At 68.5% G+C, this 16,064-nt stretch carries 15 protein-coding genes; 10 read left to right on the top strand and 5 right to left on the bottom strand.

Translation table 11 applies throughout. The annotated features are described in order from the left end of the window. Positions 1–85: 85 nt before the first annotated feature. Genes HYU53_18715 through HYU53_18705 form a run of 3 tightly spaced genes read left to right on the top strand, consistent with a single transcriptional unit; the run spans position 86 to position 2,912 of the window. Positions 86–1,345, top strand: a complete 1,260-nt coding sequence (locus HYU53_18715; GenBank protein MBI2223227.1) for an NAD(P)/FAD-dependent oxidoreductase — start codon at positions 86–88, stop codon at positions 1,343–1,345. Continuing rightward, positions 1,345–2,346 (top strand): DUF3810 family protein, encoded by a 1,002-nt coding sequence (locus tag HYU53_18710; protein MBI2223226.1) that lies wholly within the window; start codon positions 1,345–1,347, stop codon positions 2,344–2,346. Before HYU53_18715 ends, HYU53_18710 begins: the two co-directional genes overlap by 1 nt. 29 nt (positions 2,347–2,375) lie before the next feature. Further along, positions 2,376–2,912, top strand: a complete 537-nt coding sequence (locus tag HYU53_18705; GenBank protein MBI2223225.1) for a hypothetical protein — start codon at positions 2,376–2,378, stop codon at positions 2,910–2,912. Here HYU53_18705 and HYU53_18700 read toward each other — a convergent pair. The 4 genes from HYU53_18700 to HYU53_18685 all read right to left on the bottom strand — a co-directional run bounded on the left by HYU53_18700 (position 2,906) and on the right by HYU53_18685 (position 7,539). Beyond that, positions 2,906–5,701 (bottom strand): protein kinase, encoded by a 2,796-nt coding sequence (locus tag HYU53_18700; protein MBI2223224.1) that lies wholly within the window; start codon positions 5,699–5,701, stop codon positions 2,906–2,908. The two genes, HYU53_18705 and HYU53_18700, sit on opposite strands and share 7 nt — an antisense overlap. Positions 5,702–5,773: 72 nt before the next feature. After that, entirely contained in the window at positions 5,774–6,022 is a 249-nt protein-coding gene (locus HYU53_18695; GenBank protein ID MBI2223223.1) for a hypothetical protein, read from the bottom strand. A 112-nt stretch (positions 6,023–6,134) separates the two neighbouring features. Beyond that, a complete protein-coding gene (locus HYU53_18690) occupies positions 6,135–6,926 on the bottom strand; it encodes a DUF4097 family beta strand repeat protein (protein ID MBI2223222.1) in 792 nt (263 codons plus the stop codon). 76 nt (positions 6,927–7,002) lie between these two features. After that, positions 7,003–7,539, bottom strand: coding sequence for a prolyl oligopeptidase family serine peptidase (locus HYU53_18685; GenBank protein ID MBI2223221.1), 537 nt, complete (start codon positions 7,537–7,539; stop codon positions 7,003–7,005). A 137-nt stretch (positions 7,540–7,676) separates the two neighbouring features. Here HYU53_18685 and HYU53_18680 point away from each other — a divergent pair, with 137 nt between their 5' ends. From HYU53_18680 to HYU53_18650, 7 genes are all read left to right on the top strand, one after another. Further along, complete coding sequence (locus HYU53_18680; protein ID MBI2223220.1) at positions 7,677–7,964, top strand: hypothetical protein; 288 nt, start codon at positions 7,677–7,679, stop codon at positions 7,962–7,964. Positions 7,965–8,202: 238 nt separating this feature from the next. Next, positions 8,203–8,904 carry a PD40 domain-containing protein gene (locus HYU53_18675; protein ID MBI2223219.1) on the top strand — a complete coding sequence of 234 codons (702 nt, stop codon included), beginning with the start codon at positions 8,203–8,205 and terminating at the stop codon, positions 8,902–8,904. Continuing rightward, positions 8,898–9,254 (top strand): prolyl oligopeptidase family serine peptidase, encoded by a 357-nt coding sequence (locus HYU53_18670; GenBank protein ID MBI2223218.1) that lies wholly within the window; start codon positions 8,898–8,900, stop codon positions 9,252–9,254. Before HYU53_18675 ends, HYU53_18670 begins: the two co-directional genes overlap by 7 nt. A 255-nt stretch (positions 9,255–9,509) precedes the next feature. Next, a complete protein-coding gene (locus tag HYU53_18665; protein MBI2223217.1) occupies positions 9,510–10,715 on the top strand; it encodes an efflux RND transporter periplasmic adaptor subunit in 1,206 nt (401 codons plus the stop codon). A gap of 34 nt (positions 10,716–10,749) precedes the next feature. Then, complete coding sequence (locus HYU53_18660; protein MBI2223216.1) at positions 10,750–12,174, top strand: efflux RND transporter permease subunit; 1,425 nt, start codon at positions 10,750–10,752, stop codon at positions 12,172–12,174. Then, a complete protein-coding gene (locus tag HYU53_18655; GenBank protein MBI2223215.1) occupies positions 12,171–13,850 on the top strand; it encodes an efflux RND transporter permease subunit in 1,680 nt (559 codons plus the stop codon). The genes HYU53_18660 and HYU53_18655 overlap by 4 nt, the downstream gene beginning before the upstream one ends. A gap of 127 nt (positions 13,851–13,977) precedes the next feature. Continuing rightward, positions 13,978–14,427, top strand: coding sequence for a hypothetical protein (locus HYU53_18650; protein MBI2223214.1), 450 nt, complete (start codon positions 13,978–13,980; stop codon positions 14,425–14,427). A gap of 32 nt (positions 14,428–14,459) precedes the next feature. Here HYU53_18650 and HYU53_18645 read toward each other — a convergent pair. Next, positions 14,460–16,064 (bottom strand): PAS domain S-box protein (locus HYU53_18645; GenBank protein MBI2223213.1); only part of this gene is annotated, 1,605 nt, incomplete at its 5' end.

Here is a 16,064-nt window from a genome sequence, read left to right as displayed (position 1 = left end):
TACTACGGAGCAAAAGGGGGACAGTCACACTTCTTGATCCACTCCGCTCAAGAAGTGTGACTGTCCCCCTTAAAATCACCAAGGCATGGCGCACGTCGTCATCATCGGCGGCGGCTTTGGGGGACTCGCGGCGGCCCGCGCGCTGGGACGCACGCGGCTGGACGTCACGCTGCTCGATCGCCGCAACCACCACGTGTTCCAGCCGCTGCTCTACCAGGTGGCGACGGCGGGTCTGTCGCCCGGCGACATCGCCTCGCCGATCCGCTGGGTGCTCCGACGGCAGCGCAACGTGAACGTGCTGCTCGCTGACGTGGTTGGCGTGGACCCGGCCCGCGCGTGTGTGCGGCTCGCCGACGGCGGCGCGCGCGACTACGATTTCCTGATCGTCGCGACCGGCGCGACGCACGCGTATTTCGGCCACGATGAGTGGCAGAGGCGCGCGCCGGGGTTGAAGACGCTGGAGGACGGCCTGGAGATCCGCCGCCGCGTGCTGCTGGCATTCGAAAGGGCTGAGCTCGAGCCGGACGCGCGCGCCCGCGCGCGGTGGTTGACGTTCGTCGTGATCGGCGGCGGGCCCACAGGCGTCGAGATGGCCGGCGCGCTCGCGGAGCTGGCGCGCCACATGCGCCGCGATTTCAGGAGCGTGGATCCCCGGCAGGCCCGCATCATCCTGCTCGAAGGCGGCCCCACCGTGCTGCCATCGTTCGACGCGCGTCTCCGCGGGTTCGGCACGCGCGCGCTGGCGCGGCTCGGCGTGGATGTGCGCACCAGGGCCCTCGTGACCGGGATCGACGAAGGCGGCGTCGCGATCGGGCGGGAGCGGATTGAGGCGGCGACGGTGCTGTGGGCGGCCGGGGTGTCAGCCTCGCCGCTTGGCGCGGCGCTCGGCGCTCCGGTCGATCGCGCCGGACGCGTGGCCGTCAACGCGGATCTCACCGTCCCATCACATCCCGAGATCTACGTCGTCGGCGATCTCGCCGCCTTTACGCACACGCCGGACGGCAAGCCGCTGCCGGGGGTGGCTCCCGTCGCCATGCAACAGGCGCAGCACGCCGTCAAAAACATCCTGCGCACGCTCCGCGGCGAGGCGCGGCAGCCGTTCGCGTATCATGACCCCGGGAGCCTCGCCACCATCGGCCGCGCCGCCGCCGTGGCAGACTTCGGGCGGCTGAAGTTCACCGGCCATGTCGCGTGGCTGCTCTGGCTGTTCGTGCACATCATGAAGCTGACCGGCTTCCGCAACCGCGTCGTGGTCTTCTTCCAGTGGGCGTGGGCGTATTTCACCCAGCAGCGCGCCGTCCGCCTGATCACGCACGAGCGGCCTGAGGGGGCCGTTCCGCGCTGATGCGGCGGATCTCGATCATCGTCATCGCGATCTGTGCGGGGATGGCCCCGTTCCCACCGGAACTGATCGAAGACCGGTATTCCAGGGCGATCTACCCGCACGTGCAGCACGTGCTGACGTCGTTCAGCAATTCCACCACCATCGCGCTGTTCGATGTCGCGCTGGCGCTCGGTGCCTTCGTGGCCCTGGTGCTGCTCGTCCGCCGCGGCCGCGTCCTGAATCTGCTGTGTTTCATCGCGATTGCCTGGATGGTGTTCCTCGCCACGTGGGGCCTGAACTATCGGCGGAGCCCCGTGGAGGACCGGCCCGAGCACGATCGCGCGCGCGTCACCCCCGCGAATGTCGTCGCGATGGCGCGCCGGGCGGTGACGGAGATGAACCGGCTGCACGGGCAGGTGCAGGGCACGCCGGCCCCCGACCTCGAGACGCTCGCGCGATCGCTCGCGCCGGCGATGGACCGCGCCGCCCTGACGCTCGACCTCGCCCCGCCCCTGCCCGCGCGCCCCAAGCAGACGTGGCTGGCGCCGTATTTCGTCCGCGCCGGGATCGACGGCATGACGGATCCGTTCTTTCTCGAGACGCTGCTCGCGCCCACGCTCCTGGACGTCGAGCAGCCCGCCGCGCTTGCCCACGAATGGGGACACCTTGCGGGCCTCGCCAACGAGGCCGAGGCGGGGTTCTTCGGGTGGCTCACTTGCATGCGCGGCGACGCGCGCGCGCAGTACAGCGGCTGGCTGGCCCTGTACCCGCACCTGCTCGGCGCCATCCCCGAACGGGAGCGCAAGAGCGTGCAGATCCGCCTCGCGGCGGGTCCCAAATACGACTGTCGTCGTATCGCGGAACGGGTCGCGCAGTCCGACGAACGCGTGCGTGCCGCGGCGCACACGACCTACGACACGTTCCTGCGGGCGAACCGGGTGGAGGAGGGGGTGGACAGCTACGGTGCGGTCGTACGGCTCGTTGTCGGCATGCAGATCCCGGTTGACCCTGCGCGCCGCTGACGCTATTCTCCGCGCGTCCGGAGCCGCATATGAAAAGAATTGCAGTCGCATCGCTCGTCGCGCTCACAGTCGCCTGCTCCGCGGACAGAGAGACGCAGCCCCAGCGGCCCGAACCAGACAAGGGCCGGATGGCGCCCCGGAGCCGCCTTGAAGGTGATTTCCTGAAGGAAGCGGTGATTCTCTACGTCTGGCTGGATGCGAGGGACGGCAAGTGCAAGCTCCGCGAGAAGGTCCCGGGAGAAATTCGCGCCCAGAGCGGCAGCGCGGTCAAGTGGTTCATCGAAGGCTCCTGCGAGGGGGCGCACACGATCACCATCGATCGCCGTCTGAAGAGGGGCGGAGTGCTGAAGGATCTCTTCGAGGGGATCGCGCCAATCGAGGCGCCGGCGACAGACGGCCAGGTCATGTCCGCCACCGTCAGAAAGATTGAGGAGGGCGAGAAAGGACTTTACAGGTATCGCGTCTTCATCGACGGCCAGCCCGCGCAGTACAACTCGGAAGCCCGTGACGGCACCCTCGCGGCGTGCCCGACGTGGCCGTGCGGGGATTTCGAGTTCGACTACTGAGCGCTCGCATCGAGCGCGCGGCGCTCGGCGACGGCTTCGCGGACGAGAGGCAGGTGGTGGCCCTGTGTCCACATCGCCAGGAACCGATCGTACTCCGCTCGCGCTTCCGAAACATCGCCCGCGTGGCGGCTGGCCCGTGCGAGTTCCAGGTGGGCCGTCGCCACGTCTGCCGCAAATCCCTCCTGCAGGATGTCTCCGCTGAACGCCAGCGCCTCTCGCCACGCGCCTCGCGCGCGCGGCCAGTCGCGACGGGCCATATGCGTTCGTGCCAGCGCCCGGGAGGTGAGTGCGCGCCTGTAGTGCGCGGCCGCGGCGGTAAACGCGATCACCGCATCGTCGACACGTCCTTCCGCGAGCGCGATCTCGCCCGTGAGGTTCTCGTAGCAGCTGTCGGCGAACCGGCTCGGGGCCTCGCGGCGGATGCGATCGAGCATGCGGAGGATCGATCTCGCCTGCGGCAGGTCGCCGAACTCGGCGAGGAGCGTACCCCCGATTCGCAACTCATTGGGGCCCAGCTGGCCACCCGCCTTCAACATCGTGTCCAGGTGCATGCGCGCGTCGGCGCGGCGCCCCGCGAGCGCCAGCGTGCGGACCAGCAGGTTGCCGCGCATGAATTCGGCCAGGACGTTGTTTGACCTGCGGTCGAGGAGCACGCCTGCCTGCAGGAGTTCGGTCGCCGCCCGCACGCGTCCTTCCAACAGGTCCGAGCTTGCCAGGTACAGCCGGGCGATGCCCGCGTAGACCTCGCTCCGTTCGAGCTTTCTGAACTGATCGCGCGCGGAGTCCGGGCGCCCCTCGCCTAACAGCACCATCCCGTACGCCCAATCCAGCTTCGGACCGCTCGCGTTGCGCTGCAGGGCCTGTTCGTACACCGCGCGCGCGCGCTGGTGATGACCCACCCGCGCGAGGAACAGCATCAGATCCCCGTAAGCGACCGTCACGTATGGGTCGGCGGCGATCGTCGCTTCCAATTCGTCGATGGCCTTCGACCATTCGCCTTCGTTCCGGTGCGCGAGCGCCAGCTCGTACCGCGCCTCGACGTCCGACGGATACAGATTCACGAGCGCGGTCAGGCTCGTCACGGCCTTTTCGTACTCGCCGCGTCCGATGTGATAGCTGCCCTCTACGCGGCGGCGCTCCCGGTGGGTGAGGCTCTCCTTGAACTCGTATGCGCGGGCCAGGTGCTGGCGCTCCCTGTCGGGGTTGCCGAGGGTCTCGTACACGCGTGCGATCAGCATGTGCGCCATCGCAAATTTCGGATCCACGTCGAGCGCGGCCTGGAGCTGCGGCAGCGCCGCGTCGGCGTCGCCGGCGACGAGCTTCTCGGACGCGCGCGAATACAGTTTCAGCGCGTCGAGCGACCGCGTCGTCACTTTCGCGAGCGGCTGGTTGTCTTGCGCGATGCCGCTCAGCGATTCGCCCAGGTGCTCGCGCACGCGCGAAGCGAGCCTGTCGAGCCTGTCGAACAGCTCGCTCTCGCTGCGGAACTGCGTCGTCTCGGTGAAGAGGGCGGCGTGCCGGACCGTGTCGGTGCCCTGCACGGCGATCCACGTCGCATCGCCGCGTGTGTACGCGGTGCCCGTGAGCAACAAGGGGATGGCCTCGCGTTGCGCCAGCTCCAGCGCCGTCGCCGCGTCGAGGCTGGCCGCGCCCACGCGTTCCATGCGGCGCAACGCATCGAAGACCTGCTCGCGCGAGAGCACGTGGAGGTAGCGCGACTGCTGGAGCTGAATGGTCAACCCGTCCCGGATCACGCCCGCCAGCTCCTCGTCTCCCGTGCCGTTCTCGAAGTCGGCGACGAGGATCCACCCGCGAGGCTGTCCGGGGGCGGCCCGCGGCCACTCGCGGTAGGCAAGCCAGCCCGTGACGGCGAGGGTTGCGACGACAAACGCGCCGACCAGGGCCCGACGCCTCGACGAGAACGGCGGGCGCGCGGCGGCCGCCGGAATCGCGGTGCCGCTCCTGGCCGGCGCCAGCAGCCGCTCAAGGTCTACCCTCAGCTCGCGCGCGCTCTGGTACCGCAGCTGCGGATCTTTGTCGAGCGCCTTGCAGAGCGCCTGCTCGAGATCCTGCGACACGCGCGGGTTGAGCGCCCGTGGCGAAACCGGCGCGTCGTCCAGGATCGCGCCCATCAGTCGCGCGCCGGACAGGCCCGCGTGCACGCGCGTGCCGGTCGCCAGCTCGTAGAGCACCGCGCCCACCGCGTACACGTCGGTTCGCGCATCAATGCGATCGCCCCGCAGCTGCTCGGGCGCCATGTAGGGCAGCGTCCCGGCGAACGCCTCGCCGGTCACGCTGTCGGTGGTCGCCTCCGCGTCGAGCTGCAGCGCGCGCGCCAGCCCGAAATCCAGTACCTTCAGCAGGCCGTCCGGCGTGATGCGGACGTTGCCCGGCTTCAGATCGCGGTGAATGACCCCGTGCTGGTGCGCTGCCTCGAGAGCGGCCAGCAGCTGCTGGCCGAGACGTGCGACCTCGCGTTCGGACAGCGGCCCGTCTTCCACGAGCGCGTCGAGGTTCCGGCCAGGGATGTGCTCCATCACGAGCACGTCGACGCCGTCGATGGTGTTGAAATCGTGGATGGTCGCGATGTTCGGGTGATTCAGCTTCGAAAGCGCGAGCGCCTCGCGCCGGAACTGGCGCCGTGATTCCTCGTCCGACAGGCGGTCTTTCGCCAGAACCTTGATCGCAACATCGCGCTCCAACCGCTGGTCGCGCGCGCGGTAAACGACCCCCATGCCCCCCGAGCCGATCTGCTCGACGACGCGGTAGTGACCAAGGGTGGCTTGCACGGTTGGCCGTATGTTACCAGCCTTCGGTCCGTGGTTTGCCGAGTCGAAACCGGGGCGAAACGGGCAGGCCGGCTAACGGGGGTCGAGCTGATCCAGCTCCGCAGGCTTGACGGTGGCGTGAGGGCCGGAGGTGCGCAGTTCGTCCGGGAGCGTCTCGTCGCGGTCGCGCGGGCGCAGCGTCACGGCTGCCCAGCCGCGCCATTCGCACTGGTGGCAGCGATACGGCTGCTTGCCGGTCAGCAGATGGCGCAACCGTTCCCCGGCCGACCGGCGTCGGGACGGATAAACGCGAGACGAGCCGCACGCAGGGCAGCGTTCCATTCAGCGGGCTCCTCGACGGGGCATGGGAATCTTACCACGGTCGAGCTGCCCGTCGCCGACGGCGCAGAAAACCCGGCTGATTCTGCGCCTGCTGCGCGTTCCGCGGGGAGCCTTACTTCCCGTGTATCCGGATGCCGCCGTTCGTGCCTTCCAGGCGGATGCGCGCCCCGCCGCCGTTCAGGCGCCCTTCGAGCCGGCGTCTCGACTGCTCGCCGATCGTTTCGAGCTGGATGCCCTCGACGCTGATGCCGCCGTTCGTGATGCGCGCGCTCACGTCGGCACGGGCGTCCCGCGGCAGCCGCAGCCGCAGGCCTCCGTTCGTGCATTCCATCTGCACGCCATCGGCGTTGAGCGCCTCGAGTTCCGCTTCCACGCCGCCGTTGGTCGTGCTCGCGTCCAGCCCGCCCGCGATCCGCCGGGCGACAATGCCGCCATTCGTGGTCTCCAGCTCCGTCCGCCCCCGCACGTTGTCGACCTCGATGCCGCCGTTGACCGTCTCCAGCTTCACGTTCGCGCCGGCTGGCACCCTGATCGTGTAGCGCACCTCGCCGTTGCCCATGTTCAGGCCGCCGGAGCGATTCAGCTTGGTCTCGATCCGCACGCGATCCGCCGCGACGCTCTCGCGGATCTCGATCCGCTTGAGCATCTCGCGGGCGGCATCAGGCGTCGCCCCCTTGCCAATCTTTTCCGCCCGGATCTCCACGCGATCGGTCTCTCCGCCCGTCAACTGGATCCGGCCGTTGACGTTCGAGACCTCGAGTTGTCCACCGGCAGCCAACGGATAAGTCCTCGACCACGGCTCGGTTTCCGTCTCCCGCTCGAACCCGCCGACGATGTCGCACGCGGCGGCGAACGGCAGCGCGAGGGCCAGCACCAGGCCGAGCAAGCGTCGTAACGCCTTCATGAAGGGCCTCCAACCCTCAATATACGGTGAGCAGGGGCCGGGGTTCTGGGTTCTGGCCCTGAACCGAACCCTGAACCTATTGCAGAAACCGGGCGAACCAGCGGCGGGCGAGGTTGGCGACGTGCGCGGCCGTGCCGGCATCGGTCGCGCCGATGATCTCCAGCTCGGCGATCCCCTGAACCCGCGCCATCGCGTCCTGGCTGAACGCGACGGACGCGTCGTCTTGTCGGTCGGCGATGAGCAGCGTCGCCGCGAGGACGCCGCCGAGCGCGGAGCCGCCCAGCATTGGTCTGCCGTCGCGAGCGACGATGGCGCGGAACGCGGTGGGACGTTCGGCGGCCGCCGCCAGCGCGGCGGTCCCGCCGGCGGCCGACCCGAAAATGCCGACACCCAGCCCCGCAAGCTCCTGCCGGGCGGCGATCCAGTCGGTGGCCGCAAGGAGCTGGTCGATCATCGCCCGCACGCATTCTCGCGAGGGGACGCCGTCAGGCACGAACGTGCCGCTGTCGAGCTGTAGGGTCGCAAACCGCGCGGCGTCGAGCGTGTCCCTCACGACGCCGGGCTGCTCGTCCATGACCACGATGATCCCGAGCGGCGCCTGAGGGACTCTCATTTCGCCGACACCGTTGGCCGAGCCGAGCAGTTGTGACATAAGGGACGCCCGTCCTGCGGTCATGTCGCAGACCGGCTGGACCAGACGCCGTGCGAGATGCATGCCCGAAGGCACGATTCGACGCTCCGGCAGAGCGCGTGAGCGTGGTCTCCTGGAAAACTGACGCGGAACGCGAAGAAATCTGCCGTGAAATCGACGCGAGGCTCGCGGCGCTGCCCGAGACGAACGACAAAGGCAAGCTGCGAGGGCTGGTGCTCCGCCTCCGGGACGCACGGCGCGATGCCAGACGCTTTCAGGACGAGTTTGAAAAGCTGGCGGCACTGTCAGAAACAATCGCTCGCGAGGGCGCCGTCGTTCGCCTGCACGAGTTGGCAACCACGCGATGGGCCGGCTCAGCGCTGGCCCGCCTTCGTACCGTAGAATGAACGACCTCAAGGAGCGTCCATATTCCGACGTCGTAAGGCCGCGACACTTGTCATCGGCATCCTCGCCGCGGCTGCCATCGCGCAAGCCGGCACGCGTGGCATCACCGAGCTCGACCTTTTCAAATTCACCTGGATCGGCGACGCCAGGGTATCGCCCGACGGCCGCCAGGTCGCGTTCGTCTGCGTCACGGTCAACGAGAAACAAGACGCGTACGACACGGCCATCTGGATTGTGCCGGTGGACGGCAGCGGCTCGCCGCGGCCGCTGACCAGCGGGACGCGCGACACCGTACCGCGGTGGTCGCCCGATGGGCGGCAGATCGCCTTCCTGCGGGCGCCGATGAAAGATGGGCGTCCTCAGCCCGGGCAGATTTTCCTGTTGGACATGAGCGGCGGGGAAACGCGCCCGCTCACCGACGCGCCGCGCGGCGCCGGCGCGTTCGCCTGGTCCCCAGACGGGAAGACGATTGCGTTCACGAGCAGCACCGGACCGAAGGACGAGCTGCCGAAAGACCGGCCGAAGAAGGACGACGAGCGTACGAGCGACGTCCGGGTGATCACGCGCGCCACCTACCGATCGAACGGCGGGGGATACGGCGATCCGGCGCGACACACGCACATCTGGACGATTGATGTCGCGGGCGCCGCGGCCGCCCCTGCCCGCGGGCGGCAGCTGACGTTCGGCGGCTTCGACGAGCAGGGCGCGGTCTGGTCCCCGGACGGAAAATGGATCTACTTCACGTCGAACCGCGTCGAGGAGCCGTACTACCATCCGCAGGACAGCGACCTCTACGCCGTGCCCGCGACCGGCGGCGACATCATCAAGATTGCGAGTATCGACGGCGGCATCGGGGCGGTCTCCCCCTCGCGATCCTCAAGCGCGGCTACATCGACGAGAAGCGCCTCGGGATCACGGGCGGCAGCGGCGGAGGCGTGCTGACGAACTGGGCGATCGGGCACACGGATCGATTCGCCGCCGCCGTGTCGCAACGATCGATCGCGGACTGGGCCGGCTTCTGGCATACCGCCGACTTCACGCTGTTCCAGCCGACGTGGTTCAAGGCGGCGCCGTGGGAGGCCCCGCAGGACTTCGTCCGGCGATCGCCGATTACCTATATCGCGAAGGTGACCACGCCGCTGATGTTGATCGAAGGGGAAGATGACTTCCGCACGCCGCCGTCGGATGGTGGCGAGCAGATGTTCCGCGCGCTGAAGTACCTGAAGCGCCCCGTGGTCATGGTGTGTTTTCCGGGCGAGACGCACGAGCTGTCGCGCTCGGGAAGACCCTGAACGAATAAGGGGGACAGTCACACTTTCCTGGGCCGCTGCTCGGAAAGTGTGACTGTCCCCCTTACGGACAAGCGTGTCATAGGGCAGCGCGCCGTGGTCCCCTGTCTTGTACTTATGGTACGTGGAAGGAGCGGGCCAGCCGAGCAGCGCCCGCGCCTGGCCGAGCCGGCCGGTGTGTCCGGGGCCGCCGCGGCGTGTGGGTACGTCGGCGCGTATACTGTGCGTTCTCAATCCCTGATCCGGAGGCCGTGTTTCATGTCTCGTGCCGTTCTGGCCCTTTTCCTGCCCTTTTTCGGAGCCTGCTCGATCCTGGCCGCCGGCTGTTCCGGCACCGGCAGCGCGCAATCGCGAGGCGCAGCCCCTCCGCGGCGCGTCAAGACCGTGACCGTCCAACAGGACACCGTCCGCCGGACGATCGACATCGTCGCGACCCTGCAGGCGTCCGAAGAAGTCACCGTATCGGCCGAAGTCGAAGGGAAGGTCAGCCGAATCCGCGCCGACCTGGGCGATCGCGTTGCCGCCGGCGACGTCCTCGTGGAGCTCGATCGCGAAAAGCTCGAATACCGCTACGATGCGAGCCGCGCGGCGCTGGAGCGCGCGCGCGCCCGGTACGGCGCGGAGGGGCAGAACGGCGAGCCGCTGCGGCCGCTCGAGGCGACACCCGAGGTGCAGAAAGCGGCCGCCGGGCTGTCGCAGGCGGAGCAGGCGGTGAAGCGCGCGCGCGAGTTGAGCCGCCGGGGGCTGCTGCCGAACCAGCAGCTGGACGACGCGGAATCGCGCTACCGGGCGGCCGCCGCCGGCTACGAGGCGTCGCTCCAGGACGCGCGCAACCGGCGCGCCGACATCGACGCCGGAGCGGCGAACGCGCGGCTGGCCGAGCGGGAGCTGCGCGATGCGCTGGTGCGCGCGCCGTTCGGGGGGTACATCCAGCAGCGGCTGGTTGCGCCCGGCATGTTCGTGCGGGTGCAGACGCCGGTGATGAGCCTGGTGAAGGTTGACCCGCTCAAGGCCACCGGTGAAGTGCCCGAGCGCATGGCCCCCTGGGTGCACGTCGGGCAGCACGTGGAGTTGCGCGTCGATGCGTACCCCGGCGCGGTGATTGCCGGCAGGGTCGCGCGCATCAGCCCCGCGGTGAACACGCAGACACGCGCCTTCCCGCTCGAAGCGATCGTGCCGAACGGCGACCTCCGCCTGAAACCGGGTACGTTCGCCCGCGCGCGCATCCTCTCCGGCCGCGTGGACCGGATTCTGGCCGTGCCGGTCAGCGCCCTCCAGTATCGGTACGGCGTCAACCGCGTCTTCGTGATGACAGGCGACCGCCTCGCCGCCCGCGAGGTGAAGACGGGCGATCGTCTCGGCGAGCGCATGGAGGTGACATCGGGCGTCCGCGCCGGCGATCGGATCGTCGCGGCCGACGTCGAACAGCTCGCCGACGGCCTGCGCGTGACTGTGGACCAATGAGGACTTGAGACCGGCCCGCCCCCCGAAAGCCCATATGTCGTTACCAGAACTGTGCGTCAAACGCCCCGTCTTCGCGACGATGCTCGTCTCCGCGCTCGTGGTGCTGGGGATCTTCAGCTTCCGCGATCTCGGCGTGGATCTGTTCCCCAAGGCCGATCCCGCGACCGTGTCCATCACGGTCCTGCTGCCTGGCGCGAGTCCCGGTGAGGTCAACAGCTCGATCGTCGAGCCTCTCGAATCCGCGCTGAGCAGCGTGTCGGGCGTGGACGAGCTCCTCGCCACGGTGCGGGAAGGCAACGCCCAGATCACGTGCCGGTTCGTCCTCGAGCGCGAGATCGACGATGCCGCGCAGGACGTGCGGGAGAAGGTCGCCCGCGCGATGCGCCACCTGCCGCCACAGGTTCAACCCCCGATCATCGAGAAGGTGGACCCCGACAGCGCTCCGGTCTTCACGGTCGTCGCCTCGGCCTCGGACATGAGCCTGCGCACGCTCACCGAGGTGGCCGACAAGCAGATCAAGCGGGCGCTCGAGACGGTGGACGGCGTGGGCGAGGTGTCGCTGGCCGGCGGCCGCGCGCGGGAAGTGCACGTGACGCTCGATATCGAGAAGCTCGCCGCGCACGGTATTTCGGTCAATCAGGTGCGTGACGCGGTGGATGCCGAGAACGTCGAGGTGCCCGGCGGCAAGCTCGAACAGGGGAAGTCCGAGCTCACGCTGCGCACGCTCGGCCGGATCTCGGCCACCGAACAATTCGCGCGCATCGTCGTCGCCACCGTCGGCGGCACGCCGATCACGCTCGCCGATCTCGCGACCGTGGAAGACACGGAAGAGACGCCGCGCACGGGCGCCTGGCTGGACGGCCGGCAGGCGGTCGTCCTCGATGTCCGCCGGCAGTCGGGGCAGAACACCGTCACGGTGATCGAGGCGATCAAGCAGAAGCTCCAGCAGATCCAGTCCACGCTGCCGAAGTCGGTCCGTCTCGCCGTCACCCGCGACGACTCGAAGTTCATCTACGCGTCGGTGCGGTCGCTCGAGGAGCACCTGCTGTGGGGAGCGCTCCTCGCGAGCCTCGTCGTGCTGCTCTTCATCCGCAACATCCGCGCGGTTCTCATCGCGTCGCTGGCCATCCCGGCGTCGATCATCTCGACGTTCACGCTGATGCGCGCGATGGACTTCACGCTGAACAACATGACGCTCCTCGGCCTGACGCTCGCCGTCGGCATCGTCATTGACGACGCGATCGTCGTGCTCGAGAACATCTTCCGGTATGTGGAGGAGAAGGGGTATTCGCCGTTTGACGCCGCGATTGCCGGCACCAAGGAGGTGAGCCTGGCCGTCACCGCGACCACCCTGTCTCTGGTCGTGATCTTCCTGCCCGTGGCGTTCATGACCGGCTACGCGCGCCGCTTCATCAACCCGTTCGGCTGGACGATGGCGTTTGCGATCATGGTGTCGTGAGCTTCACGCTCACGCCGATGCTCAGCTCGCGGTTCCTGAAACTCGGCAACGGCGGCGCCGGCCACAGGACGAAGGACAGCCGGTTGTTCGGATGGCTCGATCGGCACTACGCGAGCTGGCTCGCGTGGGCGCTGGCCAAGCCGCACGTGATCGTGGGGGTGGCGCTGCTCGTCTTCGCGACCACCTTTCCACTCAACGCGCTCGTCGGGCGGTCCTTCATTCCCAACGAGGACCAGTCCGAGTTCCAGATCACGGTGGACGGCCCGGAGGGCATGTCGCTCGAGGGCATGAGCGAAATCGTGCTTGACGTGAGCCGCGAGCTGGGCGCGATCGAAGAGGTGGCGCACGTGGAGCCGACGATTTTCGAGCGGCCGAATCACGCACACATCCAGGTGCAGCTCGTGCCGATCGAGGAGCGCACGCGGTCGCAGTCGCAGGTCGTGACACAGGTGCGCGAGTACCTGGGCCGGCGGCCGTCGCTCAAACCCATCGTCATCGAGAAGAGCGCCCTCGGCGGGGGAGAGACGGGCGCGTATCCGATCAACGTGAACCTGCTCGGCCCCGATCTGCCCACGCTGGCCGACTACACGATGCGGCTGCTCGAGGAGTCGCAGAAGCTCGAGAGCCTGTCGGACAAAAAGGTCACGGTCAACATCAGCAACCCGGAGATCCGCGTGGACGTCGACCGGCAGCGCGCGGCCGACCTCGGCGTGCGCATCTCGACGGTGGCGCGCGCGCTCCGGCTGATGGTCGCCGGTGACGACGAGATTTCGTGGTACCGGGAGGGGGGCGAGCAGTATCCCGTGAAGATGCGCGTGCTGGAAAGCCAGCGTCGCGACATGGAAGCGGTGGGCAAGCTCACCGTGCCGTCGGCGCGCGGGCCGGTCCGGATCGACAACATCGCCGACCTCGAACGGGGGGTCGGGCCGACGATCATCCAGCGGTTCAACCGGCAGTTCCAGCTGATGTTCATGGCGGATCTGAAGCCGGGTCATGCGCTGGACGAGGCGTCAAACGATGTGCGCGCCACGGTCAGGGGGCTCAACCTGCCGCCGGGATACGGCGCGCGCTACGGAGGACAGACGCGCATCCTCGACCAGACCACGACCAACCTGATCCTCGCGATCGGCCTGGCGAGCATCTTCATGTACATGGTGCTCGCGGCGCAGTTCGAGAGCTTCCTCCAGCCGATCGTGATCATGCTCGCGCTCCCGCTGTCGGTGCCCTTCGCGCTCCTGACACTCTGGGCGACCAACCGGACGCTCAACCTGTGGAGCGCGCTGGGCGTGCTGCTCCTGCTCGGCATCGTCAAGAAGAACTCGATCCTGCAGGTGGACTACACCAACGTCCTGCGCGCGCGGGGCGTCGCTCGGAACCAGGCCGTGATCGAAGCGTGCCGCACGCGGTTGCGTCCGATCCTCATGACGACCGCGGCCATCCTGGCGGGCCTTGTGCCCACCGCGCTCGGTCTCGGGATTGGCGGCGGCCAGCGTTCGGCCATTGCCGTGACGATCATCGGCGGACAGTCGCTGTGCCTCTTCCTGACCTTGCTGCTCGTGCCCGTGGCGTACGTCCTGTTCGATGAGTTGGAGCAGAAGGTCATCGGCGGCGGCGCGTCCCGGTGGCTGGGGCGCGTATCGGCCGCGACGATCGGGCGATTCAGGACCGCGCCCTGACGGTTCCGGGTGCCGGACGAAGCGCAGGCCATCGAGCACCCACGGCTCGCGCCGCCGGTTGGCCGGGTCCGACAGGCTCGCGACGAACCGATCGCGTGCGGCCGGATCGGGCGAGAGCGCGGGCAGGATGAACGCAAACCGGGCCTCGCGGTCCGGGTTCGTGATGCGGGCCAGCTGCTCGTCGGCGATGTCACGCCACGACGGCACGGCACGAAGCACGAGCTGCTGCGCCATGTCGATCTCGTCGGTCTCCGAGAAGGTGAGCCCCGGCACCGTTTCCTCCCGCCGCCAGACGCGCTCGAGCCAGGCCATGCCGCCCTCGGTCAGCGTCATGTCGTGGAAAGCCGAGAACCACGTGGATCTCGCGCTCGTCGTCGTGGCGCGCGAGCCCTTCCCGCAGTACGTGCTCGACTCGCGGCGCGAGCCCCACGCGCTCGGCGGGCGCAAGAAATTTCCAGTAGTCCTGCTCGAGGTACCCGAGCACGCGCTGGGTCAGCAGCTCGTCGCGTTCCAGGGGCAGCGCGCGCAGGCAGGTGTCGGCGAATGCGGCCGGCGCGACCTCTCCCTCCAGCAATGAGGGCAAGAAGGGCCGGCATGGTGCCGGCCCTTCTATCTGTCCAGCGCCTCGCGCACGCGCAGGAGCAGGTCGGTCGCGGCGAACGGCTTCTCGAGGACGTGGGTGCCCTCGAACGCGCCGCGCTCCGCGAACCGCCCGCTCGCATACCCGGAGGTAAACAGCACCCTGGTGTCGGGCCGTTCCGAGACGAGCGTCCGGGCCAGTTCCGGTCCGTTCATGCCCGGCATTACGATGTCGGTCACGACGAGGTCGGGCCAGTCGACGAGTGCCCGCAGGTGTGAGAGGGCGGCGTCCCCGTTTTCCGCCTCGCTGACCTGGTAACCGTTGCGGCTCAGGACGGCCGATGCGAACTTCCGCACGGCGCCGTCGTCCTCGACGAGGAGAATGCGCTCCTTTCCGCCGAGCGTGAGACCGCAGTCCAGCCGCTCTGCCGGTTGCTGCTGTCCCTCCTTGCACCGCGGGAAGTAGATCTTGAACGTCGTGCCGCGCGCCTCTTCACTGTAGACCCAGATGAAGCCCCCCATCTGCTTGACGATGCCGTAGATCGTCGCCAGCCCGAGGCCCGTGCCCTTGCCGGCCTCTTTCGTGGTGAAGAAGGGCTCGAAGAGGTGCTGCTTGACGTGTTCGCTCATGCCGGCGCCGGTGTCGGAGACGACCAGCTCCACGTATTCCCCCGGCTCCATGGCCACGTGATGGCTCGCGTAGTCCCTGCCGATCGTGACTGCGTCGGTGCGCATGATGATGCGGCCGCCACCCGGCATCGCGTCGCGGGCGTTGACGAGCAGGTTCAGGAGGACCTGCTCGAGCTGCGACGCGTCGGCGCGCGTGCGCACCGGCACGCCGGCCAGATCCACTTCCATGCGGATGTCTTCGCCGATGAGGGGGCGCGCGAACTGCTGGAATCGTCCGAGCACCTCGTTGAGATCCACGACTTCCAGCCGCAGCACCTGCTTGCGGCTGAAGGCGAGGAGCTGGCGCGTGAGCGCCGCGGCGCGTTTCCCTCCCTCGAGGATCTGCTCCAGGTCGATCGCCGCCGGACTTTCTGGCGGAGCCTGGTCCAGCAGCAGCTCGCAATAGCCCATCATCGCGGTGAGGATGTTGTTGAAATCGTGCGCGATGCCGCCTGCGAGCTGGCCGACCGCTTCCATCTTCTGCGACTGGCGGAGCTGCTGCTCCAGCCGCTGCCGTTCGGTCACATCGACCACGACCGGCATGGTCCAGAGCGGACGACCGTCGGCATCGTCGATGAGGCGCACCGAGATCGAGCCCCACACCGTCGCGCCGTCCTTTCGGACGTACCGCTTCTCCATCGAAATGTGGTCGATGCGCCCCTCGCGCAGATCGCGGATGGCCGCCAGGGAGGAGGGCCGATCGTCCGGGTGCGTGATGTCGGCGGAGGTCAGCTCCTTCAGCTCCGCTTCGGAGCGCCCCATCATCGCGCAGAACGCCTTGTTGGCCCGGTGAAAGCGGCCGTCGGCCGCCACCAGTGCCGTCCCGACCGGGAGGTCATCGAAGACGCGCCGGAACAAGGCCTCGCTCTCCCGCAGCGCGTTTTCGACCTGGCGGCGCGCCGTGATGTCCCGCTGGATTGCGAGGAAGCCGGAGATCGTTCCGTCGTCGGCCGTAATCGGATTGAC

This window comes from Acidobacteriota bacterium, from assembly GCA_016184105.1.
Taxonomy (GTDB): domain Bacteria; phylum Acidobacteriota; class Vicinamibacteria; order Vicinamibacterales; family 2-12-FULL-66-21; genus JACPDI01.
Note: the sequence above shows the minus strand (reverse complement) of the source record. Positions and strands in the feature narration are given on the sequence as shown.

Excerpts from the sequence above, each read along its gene's own strand:
- HYU53_18650 (MBI2223214.1), top strand. The coding sequence starts at position 13,978 with ATGAACGCAAACCGGGCCTCGCGGTCCGGGTTCGTGATGCGGGCCAGC.
- HYU53_18705 (MBI2223225.1), top strand. The coding sequence starts at position 2,376 with ATGAAAAGAATTGCAGTCGCATCGCTCGTCGCGCTCACAGTCGCCTGC.
- HYU53_18690 (MBI2223222.1), bottom strand. The coding sequence starts at position 6,926 with ATGAAGGCGTTACGACGCTTGCTCGGCCTGGTGCTGGCCCTCGCGCTG.
- HYU53_18685 (MBI2223221.1), bottom strand. The coding sequence starts at position 7,539 with ATGAGAGTCCCTCAGGCGCCGCTCGGGATCATCGTGGTCATGGACGAG.
- HYU53_18715 (MBI2223227.1), top strand. The coding sequence starts at position 86 with ATGGCGCACGTCGTCATCATCGGCGGCGGCTTTGGGGGACTCGCGGCG.
- HYU53_18695 (MBI2223223.1), bottom strand. The coding sequence starts at position 6,022 with ATGGAACGCTGCCCTGCGTGCGGCTCGTCTCGCGTTTATCCGTCCCGA.
- HYU53_18710 (MBI2223226.1), top strand. The coding sequence starts at position 1,345 with ATGCGGCGGATCTCGATCATCGTCATCGCGATCTGTGCGGGGATGGCC.
- HYU53_18665 (MBI2223217.1), top strand. The coding sequence starts at position 9,510 with ATGTCTCGTGCCGTTCTGGCCCTTTTCCTGCCCTTTTTCGGAGCCTGC.
- HYU53_18660 (MBI2223216.1), top strand. The coding sequence starts at position 10,750 with ATGTCGTTACCAGAACTGTGCGTCAAACGCCCCGTCTTCGCGACGATG.